General features: G+C 65.8%; 22 protein-coding genes. 14 read left to right on the forward strand and 8 right to left on the reverse strand.

Annotated features, from left to right (window positions below):
- Positions 1–104 precede the first annotated feature (104 nt).
- Positions 105–1,622, forward strand: coding sequence for a PAS domain-containing sensor histidine kinase (locus P6U28_RS17240; RefSeq protein WP_122402788.1), 1,518 nt, complete (start codon positions 105–107; stop codon positions 1,620–1,622).
- Positions 1,623–1,679: 57 nt separating this feature from the next.
- Here the strand turns inward: P6U28_RS17240 and P6U28_RS17245 are convergent, their stop codons facing one another.
- From P6U28_RS17245 to P6U28_RS17260, 4 genes are all read right to left on the reverse strand, one after another.
- Positions 1,680–1,979 (reverse strand): acylphosphatase, encoded by a 300-nt coding sequence (locus P6U28_RS17245; RefSeq protein ID WP_122402787.1) that lies wholly within the window; start codon positions 1,977–1,979, stop codon positions 1,680–1,682.
- Entirely contained in the window at positions 1,976–2,854 is an 879-nt protein-coding gene (locus P6U28_RS17250) for an oxaloacetate decarboxylase (RefSeq protein ID WP_122402786.1), read from the reverse strand. Before P6U28_RS17250 ends, P6U28_RS17245 begins: the two co-directional genes overlap by 4 nt.
- A 146-nt stretch (positions 2,855–3,000) precedes the next feature.
- Complete coding sequence (locus tag P6U28_RS17255) at positions 3,001–5,016, reverse strand: acetyl/propionyl/methylcrotonyl-CoA carboxylase subunit alpha (protein ID WP_122402785.1); 2,016 nt, start codon at positions 5,014–5,016, stop codon at positions 3,001–3,003.
- Between the two features lie 163 nt (positions 5,017–5,179).
- Positions 5,180–6,271: a putative zinc-binding metallopeptidase gene (locus tag P6U28_RS17260; protein ID WP_122402784.1), complete on the reverse strand. Its 1,092-nt coding sequence runs from the start codon at positions 6,269–6,271 to the stop codon at positions 5,180–5,182.
- Between the two features lie 208 nt (positions 6,272–6,479).
- Between P6U28_RS17260 and P6U28_RS17265 the strand changes: the two genes are divergently transcribed.
- The 8 genes from P6U28_RS17265 (at position 6,480) to P6U28_RS17300 (ending at position 16,470) form a co-directional block, all read left to right on the forward strand.
- Complete coding sequence (locus P6U28_RS17265; protein WP_122402783.1) at positions 6,480–8,957, forward strand: PAS domain S-box protein; 2,478 nt, start codon at positions 6,480–6,482, stop codon at positions 8,955–8,957.
- Positions 8,958–9,108: 151 nt separating this feature from the next.
- Positions 9,109–9,549, forward strand: coding sequence for an EamA family transporter (locus P6U28_RS17270; RefSeq protein WP_122406615.1), 441 nt, complete (start codon positions 9,109–9,111; stop codon positions 9,547–9,549).
- 36 nt (positions 9,550–9,585) lie between these two features.
- Positions 9,586–11,040 (forward strand): PAS domain-containing sensor histidine kinase, encoded by a 1,455-nt coding sequence (locus P6U28_RS17275; protein WP_122402782.1) that lies wholly within the window; start codon positions 9,586–9,588, stop codon positions 11,038–11,040.
- Positions 11,025–12,389 (forward strand): sigma-54 dependent transcriptional regulator, encoded by a 1,365-nt coding sequence (locus P6U28_RS17280; protein WP_122402781.1) that lies wholly within the window; start codon positions 11,025–11,027, stop codon positions 12,387–12,389. Before P6U28_RS17275 ends, P6U28_RS17280 begins: the two co-directional genes overlap by 16 nt.
- Before the next feature lie 110 nt (positions 12,390–12,499).
- Complete coding sequence (locus tag P6U28_RS17285) at positions 12,500–13,225, forward strand: hypothetical protein (protein WP_244607973.1); 726 nt, start codon at positions 12,500–12,502, stop codon at positions 13,223–13,225.
- Between the two features lie 35 nt (positions 13,226–13,260).
- A complete protein-coding gene (locus tag P6U28_RS17290) occupies positions 13,261–13,872 on the forward strand; it encodes a hypothetical protein (RefSeq protein WP_122402780.1) in 612 nt (203 codons plus the stop codon).
- 52 nt (positions 13,873–13,924) lie between these two features.
- Positions 13,925–15,217 (forward strand): MFS transporter, encoded by a 1,293-nt coding sequence (locus P6U28_RS17295; RefSeq protein ID WP_122402779.1) that lies wholly within the window; start codon positions 13,925–13,927, stop codon positions 15,215–15,217.
- Positions 15,218–15,219: 2 nt separating this feature from the next.
- Positions 15,220–16,470 (forward strand): arsenic transporter, encoded by a 1,251-nt coding sequence (locus P6U28_RS17300; protein WP_407122805.1) that lies wholly within the window; start codon positions 15,220–15,222, stop codon positions 16,468–16,470.
- A 9-nt stretch (positions 16,471–16,479) separates the two neighbouring features.
- Here P6U28_RS17300 and P6U28_RS17305 read toward each other — a convergent pair whose 3' ends face one another.
- On the reverse strand, positions 16,480–17,844 hold the full coding sequence (locus P6U28_RS17305) for an MFS transporter (RefSeq protein ID WP_122402777.1): 1,365 nt from the start codon (positions 17,842–17,844) through the stop codon (positions 16,480–16,482).
- A gap of 24 nt (positions 17,845–17,868) precedes the next feature.
- The gene (locus tag P6U28_RS17310; protein WP_122402776.1) at positions 17,869–18,636 is read right to left on the reverse strand and encodes a GntR family transcriptional regulator; all 768 of its coding nucleotides are present in this window, start codon (positions 18,634–18,636) and stop codon (positions 17,869–17,871) included.
- Positions 18,637–18,826: 190 nt separating this feature from the next.
- On the opposite strand from P6U28_RS17310, the gene P6U28_RS17315 reads away from it, so the two are divergent.
- The 3 genes from P6U28_RS17315 to P6U28_RS17325 are packed head-to-tail and all read left to right on the forward strand — an operon-like array spanning position 18,827 to position 21,858.
- Entirely contained in the window at positions 18,827–20,026 is a 1,200-nt protein-coding gene (locus P6U28_RS17315) for a mandelate racemase/muconate lactonizing enzyme family protein (protein ID WP_122402775.1), read from the forward strand.
- A gap of 12 nt (positions 20,027–20,038) precedes the next feature.
- Positions 20,039–20,806: a glucose 1-dehydrogenase gene (locus P6U28_RS17320; RefSeq protein ID WP_122402774.1), complete on the forward strand. Its 768-nt coding sequence runs from the start codon at positions 20,039–20,041 to the stop codon at positions 20,804–20,806.
- Between the two features lie 20 nt (positions 20,807–20,826).
- Positions 20,827–21,858, forward strand: coding sequence for an L-idonate 5-dehydrogenase (locus P6U28_RS17325; protein WP_407122806.1), 1,032 nt, complete (start codon positions 20,827–20,829; stop codon positions 21,856–21,858).
- 66 nt (positions 21,859–21,924) lie between these two features.
- Here the strand turns inward: P6U28_RS17325 and P6U28_RS17330 are convergent, their stop codons facing one another.
- Positions 21,925–22,785 carry a DUF3280 domain-containing protein gene (locus P6U28_RS17330; RefSeq protein WP_122402773.1) on the reverse strand — a complete coding sequence of 287 codons (861 nt, stop codon included), beginning with the start codon at positions 22,783–22,785 and terminating at the stop codon, positions 21,925–21,927.
- A gap of 194 nt (positions 22,786–22,979) precedes the next feature.
- Here P6U28_RS17330 and P6U28_RS17335 point away from each other — a divergent pair, with 194 nt between their 5' ends.
- Both P6U28_RS17335 and P6U28_RS17340 read left to right on the forward strand, forming a co-directional pair.
- Positions 22,980–24,362 (forward strand): histidine kinase, encoded by a 1,383-nt coding sequence (locus tag P6U28_RS17335; protein ID WP_122402772.1) that lies wholly within the window; start codon positions 22,980–22,982, stop codon positions 24,360–24,362.
- The gene (locus P6U28_RS17340; protein ID WP_122402771.1) at positions 24,359–25,021 is read left to right on the forward strand and encodes a response regulator transcription factor; all 663 of its coding nucleotides are present in this window, start codon (positions 24,359–24,361) and stop codon (positions 25,019–25,021) included. Before P6U28_RS17335 ends, P6U28_RS17340 begins: the two co-directional genes overlap by 4 nt.
- Before the next feature lie 16 nt (positions 25,022–25,037).
- Here P6U28_RS17340 and P6U28_RS17345 read toward each other — a convergent pair whose 3' ends face one another.
- Positions 25,038–26,021 carry a VOC family protein gene (locus P6U28_RS17345; protein ID WP_209296173.1) on the reverse strand — a complete coding sequence of 328 codons (984 nt, stop codon included), beginning with the start codon at positions 26,019–26,021 and terminating at the stop codon, positions 25,038–25,040.

Below are 26,021 nucleotides of genomic sequence, written 5' to 3' on the forward strand. Positions count from 1 at the left end.
GTGCGCCCCTGCATACCCATCCTGACACTTGCCTAAAAATGTCCCATAGAACTGGAACAAACCCTCCGGCTGCGGCGTTTGTCCCTGTCGAGGCGGGGTCCGGGATGACCGAAAAGTTCAGTCAACAGAGAGACTTGTTCGAGAGCGAGCGCAGTTTCCGGCTGTTGGTTGAGGGGGTTGCCGACTACGCCCTCTACATGCTCGACCCCAAGGGGATCATCACCAGCTGGAACATCGGCGGCGAACGCATCAAGGGCTACTCGCCCGAGGAGATCCTCGGCCAGCATTTCTCGCGCTTCTACACCGAGGCCGACCGTGTCAATGGCAAGCCGGCGCGGGCGCTCCGTATCGCGCGGGAAAAGGGCCGATACGAGGAGGAAGGCTGGCGCGTCCGAAAGGACGGCACGTTCTTCTGGGCCAGTGTGGTGATCGACCCGATCTACGAGGACGGCGCGCTGATCGGCTTCGCCAAGATCACGCGCGACATCACTGAGCGTCGCAATTCCGAACTCAAGCTCGAAGCGATGCACAAGCAGCTGGCCGAGTCGCAGAAATTCGATGCGCTCGGACAACTCACCGGCGGGGTTGCCCACGACTTCAACAATCTTCTGATGATCATCAGCGGCAGCCTTCACATCCTGAAGAAGAGCGCCGGCGACGACGCCAAGCTCAAGCGCGCCGTCTCCGCAATCGAGACCGCGACCAGACGCGGCGCCGCGCTGACGAACCAGCTCCTCACCTTCGCGCGGCGGCAGAGCGTCAACCCGCAGGCGATCGATTTTGCCGAACGCGTCGCGGCCATCCGCGAGGTGCTCGACGCCGGCGTGGGCAGTTCCGTGCGTCTCGCCTTCGACATTCACTCCGACACGTGGCCGATCAAGGCCGACGTCTCCGAGCTCGAGACCGCGCTGCTCAACCTTGTCATCAACGCCCGCGACGCGATGCCGGACGGTGGCACGGTGACGATCGGGGCGCGCAATGTCGTGCTGAACGAGCCGCACCTCGCCGGCGACTTCGTCGCTATCGACGTCACCGATACCGGCATTGGAATTCCTTCCGACGTTCTCGGCAAGATCTTCGAGCCGTTCTTCACGACCAAGCCGATCGGAAAAGGCACCGGCCTCGGCCTTTCGCAGGTGCACGGCTTCGCCCACCAGGCCGGCGGCACGGTGAAGGTCGCAAGCGAGCTCGGCAAGGGCACCACATTCACCATCGTGCTGCCGCGCGGCACGGATGCGCCGTCGCGCAAGACATCGGCAACGACATTCCGCGGCAGCGGCACGGTGCTGCTGGTCGAGGACAATCCCGACGTCGCATCCGTCAGCACCGGCCTTCTGGAGCAGCTCGGCTACCACGTGCGCCGGGTCGCCGATGCCGAAGCGGCGCTGCTCGAGATCGAGAACAACGGCGTCGACTTCGTGTTCTCGGACATCGTCATGCCCGGCAAGATGGATGGGCTCAGCCTCGCCCGTCGCCTCCGCCAGATCCGCCCCGGCCTGCCGATCCTGCTTGCCACCGGTTACAGCGACGTCGCCGCCGGCGTCCGCGGCGATTTCCCGATCCTGCGCAAGCCCTACGAGATCCACGAGCTGAGCGAGGCAATCGCCAAGCTGCCAAGGTGAACGTTCACCTCGAGAGCTCGAGGGACAAGCCCGGGCAGGACGATCTCTTGTGAGCTCTCACACCGTCGGCAGCACCGAGAATGCTTCCCCTGCCCGGCGCAAATTCAGCTCATCCGCGCCTGCCGTTTCGCTGGTGACGCTGTCGACGCGCGAGGACGGCGGGCCGTGGCGGCACAGCGCGACCATATCGGCAACGTGCTTCGGCGCGCCGGCGAACAGCGCTTCCACGCTGCCGTCGCGGCGGTTACGCACCCAGCCTTCGAGGCCGCTCGTTGTCGCCTGATACTCGACCCAAGCCCGGTAGCCGACGCCCTGCACGCGCCCGCGGATCACGACCTGGAGGATAGCGCGGCTCACTTGTTCGGTCCCAAGTTCTGTTCCAGGACATCGGCGCTGCGCGCCTTGACGGCGCTCTCGCGCATGACGCGGGCCATCAGCTCCGACGATGCCAGGCCCTTGAGGCTTTTCGGCGCCATGCCCTCGCGCAACGCCTTCTGCGTCTCGTAGACCGCCTGCGTCGCGGCGGCGATCGGCGCATGGCCCTGGAGCGCGATGCGCACGCGCTGGCTCGCAAGGTAATCGAGCCCGTTCAGTTCCTCCGGCGCGCCGCCGAGCACGATCGGCAGGCGCGTGGCGGATGCGATGGTCTCGAGCTCGGTACGCGATTTGATGCCGGTGAAGAACAGCGCATCGACACCGGTGGCCTCATAGGCCTCGGCGCGGCGAACCGCGTCCTCGATCGAGGTGATCGCGGCAGCGCCCGTGCGGCCCATGATGACGAGCGTGGGATCGCTGCGGCCGTCGAGCGCCGCCTTCATCTTGCCGACGCCTTCCTCGAGCGGGATCAGCTGCGTCTTCGTCTCCCCGAACGCAGCCGGGAGCAGCGTGTCCTCGATGGTGAGGCCGGCGGCACCGGCCGTCTCCAGCTCCTGCACCGTGCGGCGCACGTTGAGCGCATTGCCGTAGCCGTGATCGGCATCGACCAGAACGGGGAGCGCCGAGGCGCGCGACATCCGCCGCATCTGCTCGGCAAGCTCGGTGAGCGTGATCAGCGTGACATCGGGGTCGCCGAGCACGGCGAGCGAGGCCACCGATCCCCCGAACATGCCGAGCGGAAAGCCGAGATCCTCCGCGATACGGATCGAGATGGCGTCGTAGACGGAGCCGGGATGGACGCACGTCCCGCCCGACAGGATCGATCGCAGTTTCTCGCGGCGGGAACGAAAGGCCATGGTTGCCTCGCTTTCAATTCCTCATCCTGAGGAGCGCGCTCTTGCGCGCGTCTCGAAGGATGAAGGCCCGGCTGTTGGCCTCGCCCTCGAGACGCCGCGCAGGCGCGGCTCCTCAGGGTGAGGGTCTCCTGTTGTGCCTGAAGCGATTACGCAAACTCCAAGATCAGCGCGTCCACCGCGAGCGTCGCGCCGGCGCCGGCGTGGATCTTCTTCACGGTGCCGTCCTGCTCGGCGCGCAGCACGTTCTGCATCTTCATGGCCTCGACCACCGCCAGCGTCTCGCCGGCCTTGACCTCCTGCCCTTCGCTGACCGCGATCGAGACCACGAGGCCGGGCATCGGGCAGAGCAGCTTCTTGCCGGTGTCGGAGGCCGTCGTCACCGGCATCAGCCGCGCGGAGGCCGCCTCAGCCTCGGTCCAGACATAGACCGGCACCTCGACACCCTGATGTGCGAGGCGGATGCCGTTGGCGATCGGCCGCGCCTGCACGGCGACGAACTGACCGTCGATGGTGCCCTGCCAGACCGGATCGCCCGGCTTCCATGGCGAGTGCAACAGATGCGCGTTGCCGGCCTTGCCGTCGGGATCGATGAAGCGGATCGCGATCGCCTCGCCCTCGCGCGCCACCTCGAGCAGGATCTCCTGGCGATCGAGCCAGACCGCGCGACGCCGCTCGCGCTGCACGACGCGCCCACCCATTTGGCCCGAGATCTGCCGCTTGCGCTCCCCCAGCACGTGATCGATGGCGGCGCCGACCGCGGCGATCCGCCGCGCGACCTCGCCTTCGGGCACGCGCACCGCAAACCCCTTGGGGAACTCCTCGGCGATGAAGCCGGTCGAGAGCCGTCCCTCGCGCCAGCGCGGATGATGCATCAGCGCCGACAGGAACGGGATGTTGTGCCTGATGCCGTCGACATAGAACGAATCCAGAGCGGTCGACTGCGCCTCGATCGCGGCCGCGCGCGACGGCGCATGCGTGACGAGCTTTGCGATCATCGGATCGTAATGGATCGAGATCTCGCCGCCCTCCTGCACGCCGGTATCGTTGCGGATGGTGATGCCGTCCTTGCTGGCTTCCGCCGGCGGGCGATATTTCACGAGCCGCCCGATCGAAGGCAGGAAGCTGCGGAACGGATCCTCGGCATAGAGGCGCGATTCCACCGCCCAGCCGGTGAGCGTGACGTCCTTCTGCGCGATGGCGAGCTTCTCGCCGGCGGCGACGCGGATCATCTGCTCGACGAGATCGATGCCGGTGACGAGCTCGGTGACGGGATGCTCGACCTGGAGTCGCGTGTTCATCTCCAGGAAATAGAAGCTCTTGTCTTGCCCGGCGACGAACTCGACGGTGCCGGCGGAGTCGTAGTTCACGGCCTTCGCCAGTGCGACCGCTTGCTCACCCATCTTGCGGCGGGTCTCCTCGTCGAGCAGCGGCGATGGCGCCTCCTCGATGACCTTCTGGTTGCGGCGCTGGATCGAGCATTCGCGCTCGCCGAGATGGATCACGTTGCCGTGCTTGTCGCCCAGCACCTGGATCTCGATGTGGCGGGGATCGACGATGAATTTTTCGACGAAGACGCGGTCGTCGCCGAACGACGCCTTGGCCTCGGCCTTGGCGAGGTTGAAACCCTCGGCGACCTCCGCCTTCGAATGCGCAATGCGCATGCCCTTGCCGCCGCCGCCGGCGGACGCCTTGATCATCACGGGATAGCCGATCTCGTCGGCGATGCGAACCGCGTGCTTGTCATCCTCGATGACGCCGAGATAGCCGGGCACGGTCGAGACCTTGGCCTTGGCGGCGGCCTTCTTGGATTCGATCTTGTCGCCCATCGCGGCGATGGCGCCCGGGTTCGGGCCGATGAAGACGACGCCGGCCGCTTCCAGCGCGCGCGGAAACGCCTCGCGCTCGGACAGGAAACCGTAGCCGGGATGCACGGCCTCGGCCCCCGTCTTGCGGCAGGCGTCCACGATCTTCTCGATCACCAGATAGCTCTCGGCGGCGGCGGCAGGGCCGATCAGCACGGCCTCGTCGGCCATCTCGACATGGAGGGCATCGCGGTCGGCCTCGGAATAGACCGCAACCGTCTGAATTCCCATCTTGCGGGCAGTCTTGATGACCCGGCAGGCGATTTCGCCGCGATTGGCGATCAGAATGCGCTTGAACATGCTTTCCTTGAGTCTCGACCTTGGGCGGGACCCTTCCCTGGCCGTTGGGACCTATGGGACGGGCCGTGTGGCTCCCGTGGTACATCAAAATCGGCCGGAGGCAACGGTCTAAATCCGGGGCTTCTGGCGTGCCAGCGCAAGACCGAAATGGGCGCGGCGAGCCCTAGGGACGCCGTGCAGCTTCCCGAGGCTTGCCCGCCTTGGCCGCATCCCGGACCAGGCCATGAACGAAGCCGAGCTTGGCGACCACCGCGGGCGACAGGATGAAGGGATAGAGGTCGCGCAGGCCCATGGCGCGGTTGACGCTGTTCATGGCGAAGGTGAAGGGCAGCCATGCGCCGACCAGCGCCTCGACGTCCCTCGCCTCGTAAGGGTTGAAGCGGATGCGCGCCGTCAACTCCCCGTCGCGGTCGACCTTGGGGCGCACCTCCATGCCGAACTCGGCGGCCATTTCCAGGGTGTCGACGATGTGGAGGTAGTGCGCCCAGGTCTCGGCGAAATCCTCCCAGGGATGCGTCGTGGCGTAGGCCGAGACGTAGCTCTGCTGCCAGTCCGGGGGCGGGCCTTCGGCATAGTGACGCTGCAGGGCCTGGCCGTAATCGGCCGCATCGTCGCCGAACACGGCGCGGCACTGGTCGAGCTTGCCGCCATCGCGCACCAGCACGTCCCAGAAATAGTGGCCGACCTCGTGGCGGAAATGCCCGAGCAGTGTCCGGTAGGGCTCGCCCATCTCGAGCCGGCGTCGCTCGCGCTCGATGTCGTCAGCCTCGGTCAGCGCGATCGTGATCAGGCCGTTGTCATGGCCGGTCATGACCTTTTCGCCGCTGTGTGGATCGTCGGCGAGGAAGTTGAAGATCAGCCCATGCTCGGGATTGTCCTGCCGGGTCTGGAGCGGCAGCTTCCAGCGGATCAGGGAATAGAATAGACGGTGCTTGGCCACCTCCAGCTCGCGCCATCCGGCGAGTTGCGCCGGATCCGAGAGGTTCGGCACGGTCCCATTGTGGCGGCAGGCGCGGCAATAGCCGATGGTATCGCCTGGGTCTGTCAGCCAGTTGCAGGCGTCGTACTCGGCATTCCGGCACAGCATCCGGCCTTCGCCTTTGTCGGCCAGTGTCCTCCAGGCGTCTCCGTCGAGTTCGATCGCCGACATCGTCTCCTTCTCCGGCAGGAAGGCGACCCGATGGCCACAGCGTTCGCAAGCGCGGTTCTCGAAATAGAGGACATTGCCGCAAGCCTGGCAGACAAAGAGCTTCAAGATTTTGGCCTTTCGGAAAGGGAGCCTCGTGGACGAGAGTTGGCGCGCCTCGCAGATACGCGCGCAGGGGGCGCGCCGTTCCAATCTCAGGAACAAAATAGCCGGCGGAGGCGTTCGTTCATACCCGTCGTAACCCGCGCCCGTCCCTGCATATTTCCGTCTGAGCGATGGCCATCACGCTCCGTCTGTGTGAATATCGGTCCGGCACGTGCGCACCCGCATGACAACGGCCGACGCCTTGAACGATCCCTTGCCCGAAACCATTGCTGCCGAAAGGCTGCGCCAGCACCTCGAAGACGTCGCGCGCGAGCGCGACAACGCCTATCGCGCGCTGCAGGAGCGCGAGGCCGAGCTCGCGCTCATCCAGCGCATCGGCAAGGTGGGCGGCGTCGAGGTCGACTTCCGCGAAGGATTCAAGAACCGCCGTTCGCCCGAATATCTGATGATCCATGGCCTGCCCCCAGAGGCCGCGGACGAGACGCACGAGGACTGGGTCAACCGCATCCATCCTGATGACCGCGACGCGGCGGTGAAGCACTTCTTCGAGGCGCTTTCCGGGACCAGCGAGGATTACACCGCCGAATACCGCATCATCCGCCCCAGCGACGGCGAGACCCGCTGGATCCGCGTCGTCGCCAAGATCGAGCGCGACAAGGACGGCCGCGCCATCCGCCTCGTCGGCGCCCACATCGACATCACCGACCAAGCGCTGGCGCGCGAGACGCTGCGCGAAAGCGAGGAGCGATTCCGGCTGATCGCCGACAGCGCGCCGGTGCCGATCTGGGTGACCAAGCTCGACCGCAAGCGGTCCTTCGCCAACCAGGCCTATGTCGATTTCCTCGGCCTGCCCTACGATCAAGCCATCGATTTCGACTGGCGCAAGGTGCTGCATCCCGACGACCTGCCGCACGTGCTGCAGCAATCCGTCCAGGGTGAGGCCTCGCTGAAGCCGTTCGTGCTGGAAGCGCGCTACAAGAACGCCAGCGGCGAATGGCGCTGGCTTCGATCGGAATCGCAGCCGCGCTGGGACCCCACCGGCAAGCATATCGGCTTCATTGGCGTCGCTCACGACATCACCGTCGCCAAGCAGGCCGAGATCGAGCTCAGGCAGCTCAACGAGACGCTGGAACAGCGCATCGCCCAGCGCACCGCCGAGCTCGAAGCCAACCAGGCGCGGCTGCGCGCGATCCTGGAGACCAGCAATCAGTATCAGGGCCTGGTCAATCTCAGGGGCGAACTGCTTTACGCCAACAAGACGGCACTCGACGGCATCAAGGCGAATTCCGCGGACGTGATTGGAAAACCATTTTGGGATACGCCCTGGTTCAGCGCGACGAAGGGCATGAGCACGCTGGTGCGCGAGGCTTTCCACACCGTACTCAAGGGCGAAGCGGTCCGCCTGGAGATGCGCCTGCGGCTGCCGATCGGCGAGCGCGATTTCGATTTCGGCATGCGCCCCGTGCTCGACCGCCACGGCAACATCACCGGTGCGGTGCCGGAGGCCGTCGACATCACCGAGCGTCGCCTCGGCGAGGAAGCGTTGCGTCAGTCGCAGAAGATGGAGGCGATCGGCCAGCTCACCGGCGGCGTCGCGCACGACTTCAACAACCTGCTCACCATCATCCGCTCGGCGACGGATTTCCTGCGCCGCCGCGAGCTGCCGGAAGAGCGCCGCCGCCGCTATGTCGATGCCATCTCCGAGACGGTCGAGCGCGCCTCCAAGCTGACCGCGCAGCTCCTGGCCTTCGCGCGGCGGCAGCCGCTGAAGCCGCAGATCTTCAACGTCGGCAGCCAGGTCGAGGGTGTGGCGCAGCTGGTCCGGCCGCTGGTCGGCGGAAGCATCGAGATTGCGGTGGAGGTTCAGGATGCCGACTGTTTCACGGTCGCCGACATCGCCCAGTTCGAGGCCGCGCTGATCAATCTCGCCATTAACGCCCGCGACGCCATGAATGGCGAAGGCCGCCTCAGCATCGCCGTGCGCAAGGTCCGGGGGATTCCGAGCCTGCGTGCACAAGCGGCGCGCGGCGGCGACTACGTCGCCATTTCGGTCACCGACACCGGCAGCGGCATCGCGCCGGAACATCTCGACCTGATCTTCGAACCGTTCTTCACCACCAAGGAGGTCGGCAAGGGCACCGGCCTCGGTCTCAGCCAGGCCTTCGGCTTCGCAAAGCAGTCCGAAGGCGACATCGCGGTGACGAGCATGCCAGGTCGAGGCGCGACCTTCACCATCTATCTGCCGCAGGCACAAAGCCCCGCCACCGACAAGGAAGCGGCGGCACTGACCAGCGAGGCTGCGACCACCGGGCGCGGCTACCGCGTGCTCGTGGTCGAGGACAATGACGATGTCGGCCAGTTCTCGACAGAGCTTCTGGAAGATCTCGGCTATGTCGTCCGCCGCGTCGCCAACGCCAATGCGGCGCTCGCGATCCTCAATGAGGACGAATTCGCCGTCGACCTCGTGTTCTCCGACGTCATCATGCCCGGCATGAACGGCGTCGAGCTCGCCGCAATCATCCGCGAGCGCTATCCGGGCCTGCCCGTGGTGCTCACCAGCGGCTACAGCAACGTGCTCGCCGAAAGCGCCCATCGCGGCTTCGAGCTGATCCAGAAGCCGTATTCCGTGGAATCGCTATCACGCATCCTGCGCAAGGCGATCACGGAGAAGTTGTCGGTGGCGCGGTGAATGTGATAGCGCACGACTCCGGCCACAAACTCCGTCATTGCGAGCGCAGCGAAGCAATCCAGACTGCCTCCGCGGCGAGACCCTGGATTGCTTCGCTACGCTCGCAATGACGGCGCGGGCGCGCCGTCCTGAAGCAATGGATATCGATAACATGAAACCTGCCCTCCTCTCCGCCTGGCAGACCTGGGCGCTGCTGTCCGCCTGCTTTGCGGCGCTGACTGCGATCTTCGCCAAGGTCGGCGTCGAGAACATCAACCCGGATCTCGCCACCTTCATCCGCACCATCGTGGTGCTGCTCGCCTTCTCGGTGCTGCTGTTCTTCACCGGACAATTCGTCGTGCCCTCGGCAGTCTCGCCGAAGACCTGGGTATTCCTGGTATTGTCAGGACTGGCAACCGGCGCCTCATGGCTGTGTTACTTCCGCGCGCTCAAGCTTGGGCCTGCAACGCTGGTGGCGCCGATCGACAAGCTCAGCGTCGTGCTGGTCGCCCTGTTCGCCTTCGCCTTTCTCGGTGAGCGGCCGACGGCGCAGGGCTGGGCCGGCATCGCCATGATCGGCGCCGGCGCGGTGCTGTTGGCAGTCAAATTTTGAGGTACTGATCGGGCGGATAGGTCCCAGGATGCAGCGATGGGCTCTCTTCGAATCCGACTGCTGGCTCTGTGGATCATGCTGGTCGTCTCCGGCATTGCGACCGGCTATCTGCTGTTCGAATCGTTCCAGCAGACCGCCAATGCACGCCTCGCACGGTCCGAGGAGCTGGTTGCCCGGGCCTGCCGCGATCTCGCCGACCGCTATCAATTCTTCGTCGCGGGTTGGAGCGGCGGGCCGATCGACGATCGACTCAAGAGCGAACTGACCGCCGTGACCCGGACCGCTCTCGCCGGCGCGGCCGGCATAGAAGGCGGCATCTGGCAAGCGAACGTCGGCTCGCTGGGCTATGCATTTCCGACCTATGAGGGAACCGGCCCGAAAACCGACCTGCCGTCGGCCGAGCAAAACACCATTGGTCAGGTCAACGCCGAGGCATTGCGTTCCGGACACCCTGCATCGATCCGGCAAGCCGGCCGATCGCAGGTCCTCATCGTGCATGCGTGCCCGTTGCGCGGGCCGCTGCAAGGGGTCACCGGCTGGACCATGACGCGCGTCTTTACCGCCCAGGGACCTGCTTATAATCAATTGCTGGCCGGACTCGTCGTTCTGGCACTGACGATCTTCGGATCGGCCGTCTGGCTCGCCCGGCTGCTCTACACTTGGTCGCGCAACATCGCGCTGATCGAGCGCGCCCTTGACGACCGGCGGGATGGTGTCGTCGATCTGCCGAAGCTTGCGCGCACAGGCACGCCCGAGCTCGATCGGCTTGTGGATGCACTGAACGCGACTGGTGAGCGTCTCTCGCTCGAGCGCCGGCGCGCCGCAAGCGCGGAGCGGCTTGCCGCGCTCGGCCGCCTGTCGGCCGGCCTTGCACATGAGATTCGCAATCCGATCGCCGCAATGCGCCTGAAGGCGGAGAACGCGCTCGCCGTTGCCGACGGCTCACGCAGCAACGCGGCTCTCGGGACCATCCTGCAACAGGTTGACCGGCTCGACATCCTGTTGCGGGATCTGCTGGATATGACCCAGGCGCACGAACCGAAACTTGCGGAGGTGGATCTCGCATCTTTCATCGACAACGCCGTGGACGCCCATCGCGAGCTCGCGGCCGCCAAGGACCTGATCCTGACTGCGGGAACCGAGGGCGCATGCTCGGAGTTGCCGAGGTTCGACCCCTTCCAGATGCAGCGCGCGTTGGACAATCTCATTCTAAACGCCATCCAGAATTGTCCACCCGGCGGCTCCGTGGCGGTCGAAGCCCGTCGTCGGGATGGCCGCCTGATCCTGCGGGTTGCCGACACCGGCACCGGCATTTCCAACGAGCTGCGCGAACGCCTCTTCGAGCCATTTGTCACCGGCCGCGCCGACGGGACCGGCCTCGGCCTCGCCATCGTGCGCGAGATCGCGCGAAATCATGACGGCGAAGCACGGCACGTAGCGACCCCGCGCGGCGCGACGTTCGAGATCGAGGTGCCATGGCGACCGTGCTGATTGTCGATGACGATGCCGCGCTGCGCGACGGTCTGGCCGAAGCGTTGACCGATCTCGGCCATACCGCTCGCCTGGCGGCGTCCGGCCGGGAGGGCCTGGCCGCGCTCGGCGACGATATCGACGCCGTGCTGCTCGATCTGCGCATGCCAGGCGGCATGGACGGGATCGAGGTGCTGCGCCGGATCCGGTCGGCCCATAATGCGCCACCGGTCGTGGTGTTGACCGCCTTTGCCAGCGCCGCGAACACGATCGAGGCCATGAGGCTCGGCGCCTTCGACCATCTCAGCAAGCCAATCGGACGAGACGATCTGAGCGACTTGCTGAACCGCCTCCCCAAACGCTCGCATTCGATCGTAGAGCCCGCGCCGGATGCGGGTGACGGTCTGATCGGATCAAGCGAGGCGATCCGCCAGGTTCAGAAAGCAATCGGGCTTGCGGCCGACAGCGATGCGACCGTCCTGATTCACGGCGAGACGGGCAGCGGCAAGGAGCTGGTGGCGCGCGCACTCCATACCTACGGCAAACGCAAGGATGGTCCGTTCATCGCGGTCAATTGCGCCGCCATTCCCGAGGACCTGCTCGAGAGCGAACTGTTCGGTCATGTGAAGGGCTCCTTCACGGGCGCGACTGCGGACAGGACCGGCGCGTTCCGCGATGCCGCCAACGGCACCCTGTTCCTCGATGAGATCGGCGACATGCCGCTCGCCATGCAGGCGAAGATCCTGCGCGCCCTCCAGGAGCAACTCGTTACTCCCGTGGGCGGCAAGCCGGTGCGCACCACCGCGCGCATCGTCACCGCGACGCATCGCGATCTGGCCAAGCTCGTCGCGGCGAAGGAGTTTCGCGAGGACCTCTACTACCGGCTCAACGTGGTGCCGATTGCGATTCCGCCGCTGCGGGAGCGCGCTGCGGATATCCTTCCTCTGGCCGAGCACTTCCTTGCTCGCGTTGCCGTCCCAAGCGGACGGCACAAGCAGCTCACCGCCGCGGCGGTCGCGAAGTTGCAGCGGCATGGCTGGCCCGGCAACGTCCGCGAGCTTCGCAATGTGATCGAGCGGGCCTACATCCTGACCCGCTCCGACGTGATCGGGAGCGACGACATCGACACCAGCCGTGCCGGCGTGCTGCCGGCAGATTCTCCTCCTGATGCGGACCTTCCGGCCGCAGTCGCGCAGCTCGAGAAGATGATGATTCTGCGCGCGCTGGATGCGTGCGGCGGCAACCGGACGGAAGCCGCGCGGCGGCTCGGCATCAACCGCCAGCTCCTCTACACCAAGATGCAGCGCTACGGGATTGCTGTCGAGGCGTCAGAAAACCTGACGGGCCGTGTCAGCAAAGACGACGAATAATCCCGGCGTCATCGCGACAACTCCTTTGAGATCAACGACCTCGCGACTGGCACACCGCTTGCCAAAGCTTGGCCAAGCGACATCGTCGCGAAATCGAAAGGAGTTGTTCCATGAAGACAGCACGCATGCGATGGCGGCTCCGTGCACTGCTCGCCAGCACGGCGATCGGCCTCAGTGCGGCCGCCTACGCGCAGAGCACGGGCCCCGTCTGGGATTCCTCGCAGCTTCCGGAGTCACGCGGCACCGTCAAGCAATACACGCTGACGCCGCGCGGCGACGTCGATGGCGTCATCCTGACCGATGGCACCGAGGTGAAGCTGCCGCCGCACCTGACGGCACAAACGGTGTTCTCGATCCGCCCGGGCGACCAGGTCTCGATTCGCGGCTTGCGGGCTCGTGCGGTGGCCTTGGTCGATGCCGCATCGATCACCAATGTCACCACCGGCCGCAGCGTCGTCGACAGCGGCCCGCCTGACCGACGCGATCGCAGTCAGGACCAGCCGATCAGTGGCAGGATCGCCGCGCCGCTGCACGGCAAGCGCGGCGAAGTCAACGGCGCGCTGCTCGAGGACGGCACCGTGCTGCGCCTCCCCCCGCCAGAGGCAGAGCGTTTGCAGGACTGGCTGCGGCAGGGTCAGCCCGTCTCGGTGCGCGGCGCTATTCTCGATACGCCACTCGGCAGAGTGGTCGACGTGCGGGCGATCGGAAGCTCGCCGGAGCAGATGAGCGAGCTTGCCGGCGCCCGGCCGCCTCGCGGTCCTGCGGATGGACCCGACCGGCGCGCACCGCCTCCGCCCGGCTTTGGTCCTCCACCTCCTCCACCTCCGCGCAGCTAGCGTGTCCATTCAACCAACCGAGAAAGGAAAGCACCATGCATTGGATCGATCCCGCCTGCCTGCCCGAGGTCGAGGGCATCTTCGAGCGCTTCATCCTTAATCCCCACGGGGAGGTCGATGGCTTCATCATGAAGCCGGACGGGCGGACCGCAATCCTGGTCCACGCGCCACCGCACCTGGAGAGCGAGCTGACACGCCATCTTTCATCCGGCGACGCCGTTCGCGTTCGCGGCGTGCGGCCGCGCAGGGCCGATCTGCTCGCAGCCGTCGCCATCACGTCGTCGGGTGGACGACAGATCATCGACGAGGGCCCGGAGCCCGACCGCAAACGTCCAAAGCTCAAGCATCAGCCGATGACCGCCGAAGGCAGCGTACGGATGTCTCTGTTCGGCCCGAAGGGCGAGCTTCGCGGCGCACTGCTTTCCGACGGCGTCGTTCTCCGCATCGGGCCCAAGGAAGCCGAGAGCGCCGCACCGCTGCTCGCGCCGGGTGCAAAAGTCGCCGCGCGCGGTGATGGAGCAGAGACCCGACATGGCCGGGTGATCGAGGTGCTGGAGATCGGACCAGGCCTGCATGCGCTGAAGCCTGTCAAGAAGCCGAAACCCAAAGACAAGCCCAAACCCGACGCCGAGGCCCGTGCGGTCTGAGCAGGGCGCTCGCGGCGAGGACGAAACGTGCCGCATTTGACTGGAGGCTGTCGTGTCCACACATGCAGATCGCAGACGCGCCAGCCGCGCGCTGGATGCGGCCAACTTCTTCCTCGCCGACGTCCGCGATGGTCTCGGTCCCTATCTTGCCGTCTATCTCCTCACGGAGCAGCGGTGGGACGAGGCCCGCATCGGTATGGTGATGTCGGTCGCCGCGCTCGCCGGCATCCTCGCGCAGACGCCGGCGGGGGCGCTGATCGATTCAACCAAGGCCAAGCGTCCGGTGATGGCCGTCGCATCCATTCTGGTGACGGTCGCCTCACTGATGCTGCCACTCTTTCCATGCTTTGTGCCGGTCGCCCTCTCGCAAAGTATAGCGCATGCGGCCAGCGTGATTTTCCCGCCGGCCCTCGCCGCCGTGTCGCTCGGTACAGTCGGCCACCACGCCTTCACCGCGCGGATCGGACGCAACGAGACGTTCAATCATGCGGGCAATGCCGTGGCGGCGGCGATCGCGGGTATCGGGGCCTACCATTTCGGCCCGAACGTCGTCTTCTACCTGCTCGGCGCCATGGCGACCGCGAGCCTCGTCAGCATCCTTGCGATCCCTGAAGGCGCCATCGACCACGACCTGGCCCGCGGGCTGCACGATGCGGTTGCGGGCAGCGAGCGCGAACAGCCATCAGGTCTCGGCGTGCTCCTGACCTGTCGCCCCCTTCTCGTCTTCGCGATCTGTGTGGTTCTGTTTCACCTCTCCAACGCCGCCATGTTGCCGCTGGTTGGGCAAAAGCTCGCTCTTCAGGACAAGAACATCGGCACCAGCCTGATGTCGGCCTGCATCGTCGCGGCGCAAATTGTGATGGTGCCGTTCGCGATGTTGGTCGGCGCCAGGGCCGACAATTGGGGGCACAAGCGCTTCTTCCTCGCCGCATTGCTGATCCTGCCTGTTCGGGGGGCGCTTTACACGCTCTCTGACAATCCGTTCTGGCTCGTCGGCGTGCAGCTTCTCGACGGCATCGGCGCCGGTATCTTCGGCGCGATCTTCCCCGTCATCGTGGCCGACCTCATGCGCAACACCGGCCGCTTCAACGTGGCGCAGGGCGCGGTCATCACCGCCCAGAGCATTGGAGCTGCGCTCTCGACAACGCTCGCCGGCTTCGTCGTGGTCGGTGCGGGCTACGATGCGGCCTTCATTGCGCTCGGCACGGTCTCGGCGATCGGCGCCCTCATCTGTGTCCTCGCCTTGCCCGAGACGCGGCATGGCACCTTGCGGCCGCAGGGAGAAGACAGCGGCTCCAGCATCGGCTATCGCTGCCGAATGATCCCGTTCCGCATTGAGGACTGAACGTGCCATCTGACGCCATCTGGGCCTGGAGCATCATCGTAGCCGCGACCGCAGGCGTCATCATCCGCCCGTTTCGCATGCCCGAGGCGATCTGGGCCGTCATCGGCGCCGCCGTGCTGGTGGTGCTTGGCTTCCTGCCCTGGGATGACGCGCTCGTCGGCATCGAGAAGGGCCTCGACGTTTATCTCTTTCTGATCGGCATGATGCTGATCGCCGAGCTGGCGCGGCTCGAAGGCCTGTTCGATTATCTTGCCGCGTTCGCGGTCGGGCATGCGCGCGGCTCGCCGCAGCGGCTGTTCTTGTTGATCTATCTGGTCGGGACATTCGTGACGGTGCTGCTCTCGAACGACGCAACCGCGATCGTGTTGACGCCCGCCGTCTATGCCGCGACGCGCGCGGCCGGCGCCAAGCCACTCCCCTACCTCTTCGTCTGTGCCTTCATTGCCAATGCCGCAAGCTTCGTGCTGCCGATCTCCAATCCGGCCAACCTCGTCGTGTTCGGCAAGAACATGCCGCATCTGGGGACCTGGCTGCGGCAGTTCGCTCTGCCGTCGCTCGCCTCGATTGTTCTCACCTACGTCGCACTACGCCTTGCCCTGCGTCGCGAGCTGAGGGACGAGACCATCGAGACGCGGGTGCCTCATCCCAAACTCAGCCGCGGCGGCCTGTTGACGGCCTACAGCATCGGCGCCATCGGTATCGTGCTGATCTGGGCCTCGGCCCTCGACCTGCAATTGGGGCTGCCGACCTTCATCTGCGGCGTGGCGACGGCAGCGATCGTGCTGCTGATCAGCCGGCAATCGCCTTTGCCCTTGCTGCACGGTGTCTCCTGGAGCGTGCTGCCGCTGGTCGGCGGGCTCTTCGTCATGGTGGAAGCGCTGGTGAAAACCGGCGTGATCGCCCAGCTGAGCGCGCTGCTGCACCAAGCTGTGGCGCAGTCCGCGACGGAGGCTGCCTGGAGCGTCGGCATTGCCACCGCGCTGGCCGACAACGTCGCCAACAATCTGCCGGTCGGCCTCGTCGCCGGCTCGGTGGCCGCCAGCGATCACCTGCCCGCATCCGTCGTCAGCGCCATCCTGATCGGCGTCGATCTCGGCCCCAATCTGTCGGTGACCGGCTCGCTCGCCACCATCCTTTGGCTGGTCGCGCTCCGGCGCGAGAAGATCGAGGTCGGCGCCTGGCCTTTCCTCAAGCTCGGTCTGCTGGTGACGCCGCCTGCTCTGATCGCGGCCTTGGCGGCCGCGATCGGGTAGCATTCTCTCCTAGTCGTTCTCGTAGCCGTAGACTTCCGGCAGAATGAAGATCGCGGCGAGCAATCCGATCAGCGGGAAGACTGCGACGAACAGCGTGGCGTTGGCCTGCCCGATCGCCGCGAACAGCGACGGGAACAGGAAGATCGCCAGGAATGACGGCAGCTTCACGAACATGTAGGCGAAGCCGCTGGCGGTGCCGCGATATTTCGGCTTGGCGACCATGGTCGGGATCGTCATGCAGTTCGAGGCGTCCCAGTAATGGCCCCACAGCATCGCGGCGGCCGCGAACGGCAGCAGCATCTTGTTGTCGGTGTAGAGCGCGAAGGCCGCGACGAGCAGCGATACCAGCACGATCGAGAAACCGGCGATCGAGATGCCGCGATGGCCGATCTTCGGCGTCAGCAAGGGTCCGACCCAGCCCGACAGCGCCGCGAAGGCAAATAGCGCCATCGTCACCAGATTGTTGCCGAGAATTGACGAAACGCCGACCATCGCGAACAGCACCGGCAGGTAGAACGCGAAGGTCGAAAACTCGCTTGCTTGCATGAAGCAGGCGATCCAGCCGTAGACCGTCGCGCGCCAGCGGATCGGATCCTTCTTGAGGTCGGCGAGGAAGGCGCCAGTCGAGACCTTCGGCACCACAACATCTTGGTCCGGCAGCATGTCGAGATTGTCGTTGAACATCTCGCGCGCGACCTGCTTGGCCTCGCGATAGCGGCCCTTCTGCACCAGCCAGACCGCCGTCTCCGGCACGTCATGGCGCATGATGAGGATGATCAGCGCCGGCACCGCGCCGAGGCCGAGCGTGACGCGCCACAGCATCTCGTGGTTCATGTCGACCAGGAGGAAGATCACGATGACGCCGATGGTCAGGACCTCGCCGACCGCAAACATGAACTGCCAGCGGTTGCCCATGACCTCGCGCTCGCCCTTGGCCATGGATTCCATGATGTAGGTGTATCCGGTCGAGATGTCCGAGCCCAAGGGAATGCCGAGCAGGAAGCGGATGACCACCAGCCAAGCAACGTTCGGCACGAAGGCCTGCGCCAGCGCCAGCACGATGAACATCACCATCGTCACCAGGAACATCACGCGGCGGCCGATCTTGTCGGACAGCCAACCGCCGAGCAGCGCACCGATCAGGGCGCCGCCTTGCGTGCCGGCCGCGGCAAGGCCGAGCATCAGCGGATCGGGATTGTACTGCTCCTTGATGAAGATCAGCACGAAGGCGATCGAATAGAGGTCCCAGGCCTCGACCAGGATCGAGGCCATCATCAGCCAGCCGACCTTGTTGCCCTTGGGACTGTAGTTCGTGATGAGGTAGCGGACCGCGGCTTCGCTCGCGGTCGGTTTTGCCATCGCCATCGTTGCCATTCTTCTTCCTTTCTTCAGAACTCTCTACGCGCCGAGCAGCGGCTCGATGCTGCAATCGAGCAGGCGCGGATCGATCCCCGCTTCCATGCCCGTGAACATCTCGCCCATGTAGTCGATCAGGGCATCGCTCGCCTTCACCGCGTCCTCGACGCGGCGGTTGGCGACGGCTGCGAGAATGGCGAGATGATGATCGATCGTGCCCGATAGATCGGCCTGCCCCGGCATGAAGCGATGGTGGATGTAGCCGATGCGGCGATACAGCGTGTGCAGCGGCCGCAGCGTATGCACCAGGAACGGCTCGCCCGCGGCCTCCAGCACCAACGCATCGATCCGACGGTCGAGGCTGTTGAATTCGTCGAGGGTCAGGCTGGCGCGGCGCTCGCGCAACAGGCGCTCGATGTGCAGCGCCTGATTGCGATGCGACAGGCTGGCGCGATCGGCCGCAAGGCGGATCACGAAGCGCTCCATGTCGCGGCGTAACGCCAGCAGCATGCGCTCGCGCGCCAGGTCGATCGGGGCGATGTGCAGGCCATGACGAGGCCGGATGATGATGAGAGTGTCGGCCGAGAGACGATTGACGGCGTGATGCACCGGCGTGCGGCCGAAGCCCGTGATCTGCTGCAATTCCAGCATCGTCAGGAACTGGCCGGGCTTGAGCTCGCAATGCACCAGGAGCTCTTCGATCCTCTGATAGGCCAACTCGAAAAAGTTGAGACGGTTGCTCCGGGAGGGCCTGCCTCCGCCGTCATCCTCGTTTCTCACCACCTCGAGCGCGCGCTTGCGCCGTGCCATGTCGTCCTCCCGTAAACCCGCGTTCTCGTGCAGGTGCGCCTTGGCAGGTGGCGCCTTGTTGGTGACGTCCTAAAACATGTTGTGATATATTACAAGCGGGCGTAAAGACTGCGGCCGGGCGCGCCGCGATTGGCCGCGCGGAAATGACAATAAACGGGCGGGCTATGCCCCCGACGGGAGGACTGTTGCCGTGAAGATCACGTCGATCGAGACCCTGCGCACCGAGGAATTCTCCAACGTCATCTGGGTCCGCATCCACACCGACACGGGTGTGATCGGGCTCGGCGAAACATTCTACGGCGCCGGCGCGGTCGAGGCGCAGATCCACGACACCTTTGCCGGCCGCCTGCTCGGCCGCAATCCGCTGCACATCGAAGCGATCCATCGCGACATGCTGAACCTGCCGATGGCGCAGTCCTCCACCGGCGTCGAGTATCGCGCGGCCTCCGCCATCGACATCGCGCTGTGGGATTTGTTCGGCAAGGTCTGCAATCAGCCGGTTCACCAGATGCTCGGCGGCCTCTGCCGCGACAAGCAGCGCATCTACAACACCTGCGCCGGCACGCAATATGTCCGCTCCACCAATATCAGCCCGGTTGCGAACTGGAATCTCGGTGCTTCCAAGGGACCTTATGAGGATCTCGACGGCTTCATGAATCGTGCCGATGCGCTGGCCGAAAGCCTCCTGGAAAGCGGCATCTCCGCGATGAAGATCTGGCCGTTCGATCCGGCGGCACAGGAAAACAAGGGCCTCTACATCACCGCAGCGCAGATGAAGCAGGCGATCGAGCCGTTCGAGAAGATCCGCAAAGCGGTCGGCGACAAGATGGAGATCATGGTCGAGCTCCACTCGCTGTGGAATCTGCCGACCGCCAAGCAGATCGCGCGCGCGCTCGAGCCGTACAAGCCGACCTGGTACGAAGACCCGATCCGGATGAACTCGCCGCAGGCGCTGGCCGAATATGCCCGCTCGACCGACGTCTGGGTCTGCGCCAGCGAGACGCTGGGCTCGCGCTTCCCCTACAAGGACATGCTCGACCGCGACGCCATGCATGTGGTGATGGCTGATCTGTGCTGGACCGGCGGCCTCACCGAGGGCCGCAAGATCGCGGCGATGGCCGAGACCTATCACCGGCCTTTTGCTCCTCATGACTGTATTGGCCCGATCGGCTTCATCGCCGCCATCCACATGTCTTTCAGCCAGCCCAACACCTTGATCCAGGAATCGGTGCGCGCCTTCTACAAGGGCTGGTACAATGAGCTCGTCACCACGATGCCTGTGATCAAGGACGGTTACGTCTATCCGATGGAAGGACCGGGTCTCGGCGCCGACCTCCTGCCCGCCGTATTCGAGCGCTCCGATCTCATCGTGCGCCGCTCCAACGTCTAAGGATTCCTCGAGATGAGCACTTCCCTCTTCGACCTTTCCGGCCGCACCGCGCTCGTGACCGGCTCCTCCCGCGGCCTCGGCCGTGCCATTGCCGAGGGCATGGCCAGGGCCGGCGCCAGGATCATCGTCAACGGCGTCGATGCCAAGCGTGTCGAGCAGGCCGTCGCCGAGTTCCGTGCCGCCGGACATCAGGCCGAGGGCGCCGCCTTCAACGTCACCGACGAGCCGGCGATCGTCGCGGCCTTCAACGACTTCGACAAGAAGGGCATCATGGTCGACATCGTCGTCAACAATGCCGGCATCCAGCACCGCAAGCCGCTCGTCGAGTTCAGCACCGACGAATGGCGCAAGGTGATCGAGACCAATCTCACCAGCGCCTTCGTGATCGGCCGCGAGGCGGCCAAGCGCATGATCCCGCGCAAGCGCGGCAAGATCATCAATATCGGCTCGCTCGGCAGCGAGCTCGCGCGCCCCACCATCGCGCCCTACACCGCGGCCAAGGGCGGCATCAAGAACCTGACCCGCTCGATGGCGGTGGAATGGGCCCAGCACGGCATCCAGGCCAATGCGATCGGCCCCGGCTACATGCTGACCGACATGAACGAGGCGCTGGTCAACAATACCGATTTCAACAATTGGCTGATGGGCCGCATTCCCTCCAAGCGCTGGGGCAAGCCGGACGAACTGGTGGGCGCCGCGATCTTCCTGGCGTCCGACGCTTCCACCTACGTCAACGGCCAGATCATTTATGTCGATGGCGGCATGATCGCCGCGATGTGACCGCGAACAAGGAGCAAGCCATGCGCGCCGTCGTCATCCATGCCCCGAAGGACCTGCGGATCGACAACTACCCCGATCCGACGCCCGGCCCCGGCGAGGTCCGCGTCAAGATCGCCAATGGCGGCATCTGCGGCTCTGACCTGCACTACTACCATCATGGCGGTTTCGGCGTCGTGCGCATCCGAGAGCCGATGGCGCTGGGGCATGAGATCGCGGGCGTTGTCGCCGCGGTTGGTGACGGCGTCAGCGCTGTGAAGGCTGGCACCCGCGTCGCGGTCAATCCGAGCAGGCCTTGCGGGGCGTGCCTGCATTGCCAGGAAGGCATGCGCAACCAGTGCCTCGACATGCGCTTCCTCGGCAGCGCGATGCGCTTTCCCCATGTGCAGGGCGGCTTTCGCGAATTCATCACGGTCGATGCGGCGCAGGCCGTGCCGATCGCGGACAAGCTCTCGCTGGCGGAAGCCGCGGTCGCCGAACCGCTTGCGGTGTGCCTGCACGCCGGCAGGCAGGCCGGTCCCCTGCTGGGCAGGCGCGTGCTGATCACTGGCTGCGGTCCGATCGGCGCGCTGATGATTTTGGTGTCGCGTTTCGGCGGCGCATCCGAGATCGTGGTGACTGACGTCGCCGACGCGCCGCTTGCCGTCGCGAGAAGACTCGGTGCGACCCACGCCATCAACGTCGCGACCAACGCCGCCGCACTCGATCCCTGGCGCGCCGGCAAGGGCGTGTTCGACACGCTGTTCGAGGCCTCCGGCAACCAGGCAGCGCTCCGCACCGCGCTCGACGTGCTCAGGCCCGGATGGACGCTGGTGCAGCTCGGTCTCGGCGGCGAGATGACGCTGCCGATCAACTCCATCGTCGCCAAGGAACTGCAGCTCCGCGGCACCTTCCGTTTCGATCCCGAGTTCGAGCTGGCGGTGCGCCTGATGGGCGAAGGGCTGATCGACGTCAAGCCGCTGATCACGGCGACCATGCCGTTCGAGAACGCGGTCGCCGCGTTCGAGCTCGCCAGCGACCGCTCGCAATCGATGAAGGTGCAGCTGACGTTCTGAAGTGCGACGACGGCGGTTTACCTCTCCCGTAGGGAGAGGTAATGCAAGCACCGCACACGATAGGCGCTACTGGCTATCGATCAGCCGTTCGCTCACCAGCCGCACCGCCCCGCGCTTCCAGGAATAGTCCGCGCCCATGCGCAGGCCGCTGTCGCCGCGCGCCAGCACCGCGCCGGTCCTGGCATCGCGAAGCTGGAAGCCGAGCGTGTATTCGGTGCGGCTGACGCGGCGCACCACGCCGATCAGTGACTGATCCGCACCGAGCTTCTGCGCAATGGAGGCCTCGCACCCGCCGCAATCGCGCAAAGCGCCCGCCTTCCCCGCCTCTCCGCCGATATCGACGATCCGGTAGCGGCCGGATTGGCCGAGCGCCTCGCGCACACCGCCGGTGACCTCGGCCAGGTGCGAGGCGTCTGAACCGGCTGACGCGCCCGCTGAGGCGGCGGTCATGTCCTCGAGCTCGAAATCGAACACTGCAAGCGCGGCCGGCGCAGGCATGCCCAGCGCCGCGATGACCTCGCGGGACACGAAGACCTCGGCGCGCCTCCATGATTCATCATTGTCGCCGCGGAAGCTGTAGAGCTTGTCCATCACGAGCTTCTTGGCGCCAACGTCGATCACGGCGACCTTCGCCCACTGCACCAGCGTGCTCGTCTTCTGGATACCGCCGATCACCTTGAACGCCGCTCCGTTCTGGGCGGACGGCACCAGCCGATAACGCCCACCCTCGCTGATATCTCGTCTGAGCGCGGCCATGAACGCCACTAGCCGCCGCTCGTGGGCGGCAGTCTGGTTGGTCGGCTCGGCCGACGTATCGGTATAGCTGAAATCGTCCACGGCTACGCCAATGGCGCCCTCGGCATCGGCCCGCGCATAAGAGAGGACGAGCAGCAGAAAGGCGGAGAGGATCGGCCGGAAGCGGTGCATGGACGGACCTCATGGGATGGAGCACCCCGCAAATCTGGACGGGTCGCCCGACACCGTGCAGCCGTGACCGTCCCGACGAAGGCCGGGAAAATTTCACGACATTGCACCGCGGTAAGGCTGGAACGCTTCCCGCCGCTGGCGTTCTGCCGTTTAATGAGGGCGCGACAAACCCGTTCGCACCAAGGTGCAAGCCGATGTGGAATCGCCCGAGGTTCGATCTCAAGGTCCGTCTGACGCTGCGCGTGGCCGCGATATCGGCCGCCTGCTTCGCCGCGATCTCCGCCTATTTCCTTGTTTCAGCCGATAGCGCTGCGCATGCGCGCATCGACGGGATCGCCGCCATCGTGGCGAAGACACTCGAGCTGCAACAGGGCAAGATCCAGTGGGTGGCGAGCCCCCGCTCGGACTTTCCGAACCTCGACCCGGTTTCGGCCCATGTGATGACGCCGGGCCTGTGTCTTGGCTTCCGTAGCCCGAGCGGCGACATGCTGCAGCGCTTCTGCAGTGGCGCGCCTGCCCCGGCGAGCCCGCCGCCGCACGCCTTCGCCGCCTTCTATCGCAGCCTGTTCGACCCCGGCCGCGAGGCGGCGCGGCCGGTGATCGTGCGCGGCACCAAGCTCGGCGAGACCGTGGTCTCGGTCGATCCGGCCGTGCAGACGGCCGAGGCCTGGCACGAGGCCGGCCGTCTGATGATCGCGCTTGCGATCGCACTGCCGCTGCTCTGCGGGCTGATCTATGCCGCACTGGCCCGCGCCCTCCGCCCCACCCGCATGATCGGCAACGGCCTCGAGCGGATCGCCGCCGGTGACCTCACGACGCGGCTGCCGCCCTTCGATCTCGCCGAGCTCTCCGCCATCCGCGACGTCTTCAACCACCTCGCAGAAAGCCTCGACACCGCGCTTGCAGAACGCAACGAGTTGACGCGTAAATTGATCGCGCTCCAGGACGAGGAGCGCCGCCATCTCGCGCGTGAGCTGCACGACGAGTTCGGGCAATCGCTCGCTGCGATCCGGGCGCTGGCCGCGTCCGCCCGCCAGACTGCGGCACAGGACTGTCCCGGCCTGCTGGGCGAATGCGACAGCATTGCCCGCACCGCGACCGGCATGATGGAGACGCTGCGCGGCGCACTATTCCGATTGAGGCCCCCCGATGTCGACGAGCTCGGGCTCGTTGCCAGCCTCGAAGGCCTTGTGTCGGGGTGGAACGGCCGCAGCCGCGGCCAGACCCGCTTCGATATCCGGTTCGACGGCGCCTTCGAGAGCGTGCCCGCCTCCGTCAGCGCCAATCTCTATCGCATCGTGCAGGAGGCGCTCACCAATGCGGCCAAGCACGCCGGTGCCACGAAGGTCAGTCTGCATCTGACGATGTCCGAAAGCCAGATCGCGCTCGCGGTCGAGGACGACGGCCGGCCGAACGAGGCTGCCGTCAAATCCGGCATGGGCCTGCTCGGCATGCGCGAGCGCGTCGCCGCGCTTTGCGGCCGGCTGAGCTTCGAGACCGGCCCTGACGGCTCGGCGCTGCGCGTGTTCATTCCGCTCGCGGCCGCCGATCGGCAGGCGCTGGAGCACGCGGCATGAGCGCGACTGAAGCGACCATCCTGCTGGTCGACGACCATTCCGTCGTCCGCGAGGGCTATCGCTCCGTGCTGCAGAAGCAGCCGGGATTGCGCGTCGTCGCCGAGGCGGCCGACGGTGCGGAGGCCTATCGTCTGTACAAATCCGAGGCGCCCGACCTCGTCATCATGGACCTCAGCATGCCCGGCATCGGCGGCATCGAGGCCGTCAGGCGGATCAGGCAGTGGGACAAGGCGGCGCGCATCCTCATCTTCACCATGCATGAGAATGCCGGCTTTGCCGTGCAGGCGATCCGCGCCGGTGCAAGGGGCTACGTCACCAAGACCAGTCCGCCCGAGACGCTCGTGCGCGCGGTGAAGGACGTGCTCGCCGGCAAGATCGCCATCAGTCCCGACATCGACCACGAGCTCGCGCTCAGCCGCATCAGCGGCGAGAGCTCGGCCGCCGACGTGCTGACGCCGCGCGAATTCGAAGTGCTGCGGCTGCTGCTCGCCGAGAACACGACGGAGGAGATCGCCGAGACGCTGCATGTCAGCCCGAAGACGGTGGCGAACCTGCATTCCCTGATCAAGGACAAGCTCGGCGTCGGCTCCGACATCGAGCTGGTCCGGCTCGCGCTGCGCCAGGGATTGCTGACGCAGGTCGATCTCGGCGAGGCCTGAGCCGTGCTGCCGCAGATCATTCGCGTGCGATCACCGAATCCAGCCATGCGCAATTCAGAGGTGGCACGCGCGGGTCGGCGACGCGCACGCCGCGCGCGGCCGCATCGAGTCGCATGTCGCGCAATCGCTTGCGCTGCTCTTCGGGCACATGGAGCCGCTCGTGGCCCCACAGGGAGGGCCCATCAAAGGTCTCGTGCGGCTGCCAGGTCTCGGGATTGATGACGCGTCCGCCCCAGCCGTATTCGATGAAGAAGCCGGACGGCGTATTTACGTAGAACGAGGTCATGTGGTCATTGGTGTGCCGACCCAGCGTGTAGGCGATGCGCCCCTCGTCCATTTGCGCGAGGTCGTAGCCCTGCCCGACATCATCGAGGCTGCCGAGCTCGACCATGAAGTGATGCATCGCCTTCCGTCCCGAGCCGACCATCGCAAAGGAGTGGTGGCGGCCATTAACGTGGAAGAAATAAAGCCCGTAAGGCTTCAGCCCAAAATCGGACACGTGAAAGCCGAGCACGTCGCGATAGAACGGCAACAGCGGCTCGACGTCCTCGACGTTGAGCACGACATGCCCCATGCCAAGCGCTCCGGTGCGGAAACCCGAGATCGGCCGGCCCGGCCTAAACGGCTCGCTCGCAAGCTCCGGCCGGCAAAAGGCTTCCAGCCGGTTGTCGGCGGGATCGGCAAACGCGATCAGCTCGGCGACATGCCGCTCGTCGGCGAGCGCGCGCGAGCCGCGCGCGACCTTGACGCCGTGGCTTTCCAGCCGGCCCGCCAACCGATCCAGTTCAGCGGTCGACGGCACCTCCCAGCCCATCACGGCCAGCCCCGCATCGCTGCTGCCGTCGACGATCAGCCGCTGCTTGCGGTCGTCCATGCGGAAGGCGCGCATCCTGCCGCCGCGATCGACCTGCTGCATGCCGAGCAGCCCGGTCGCCATCCGGCTCCATTGGTCGAGCTGCGACGAGTTGATCCCGATATAGCCGAGCGCGGTGATTTCCAT

The sequence above is a fragment of the Bradyrhizobium sp. STM 3561 genome, assembly GCF_045571455.1.
GTDB lineage: Bacteria > Pseudomonadota > Alphaproteobacteria > Rhizobiales > Xanthobacteraceae > Bradyrhizobium > Bradyrhizobium vignae.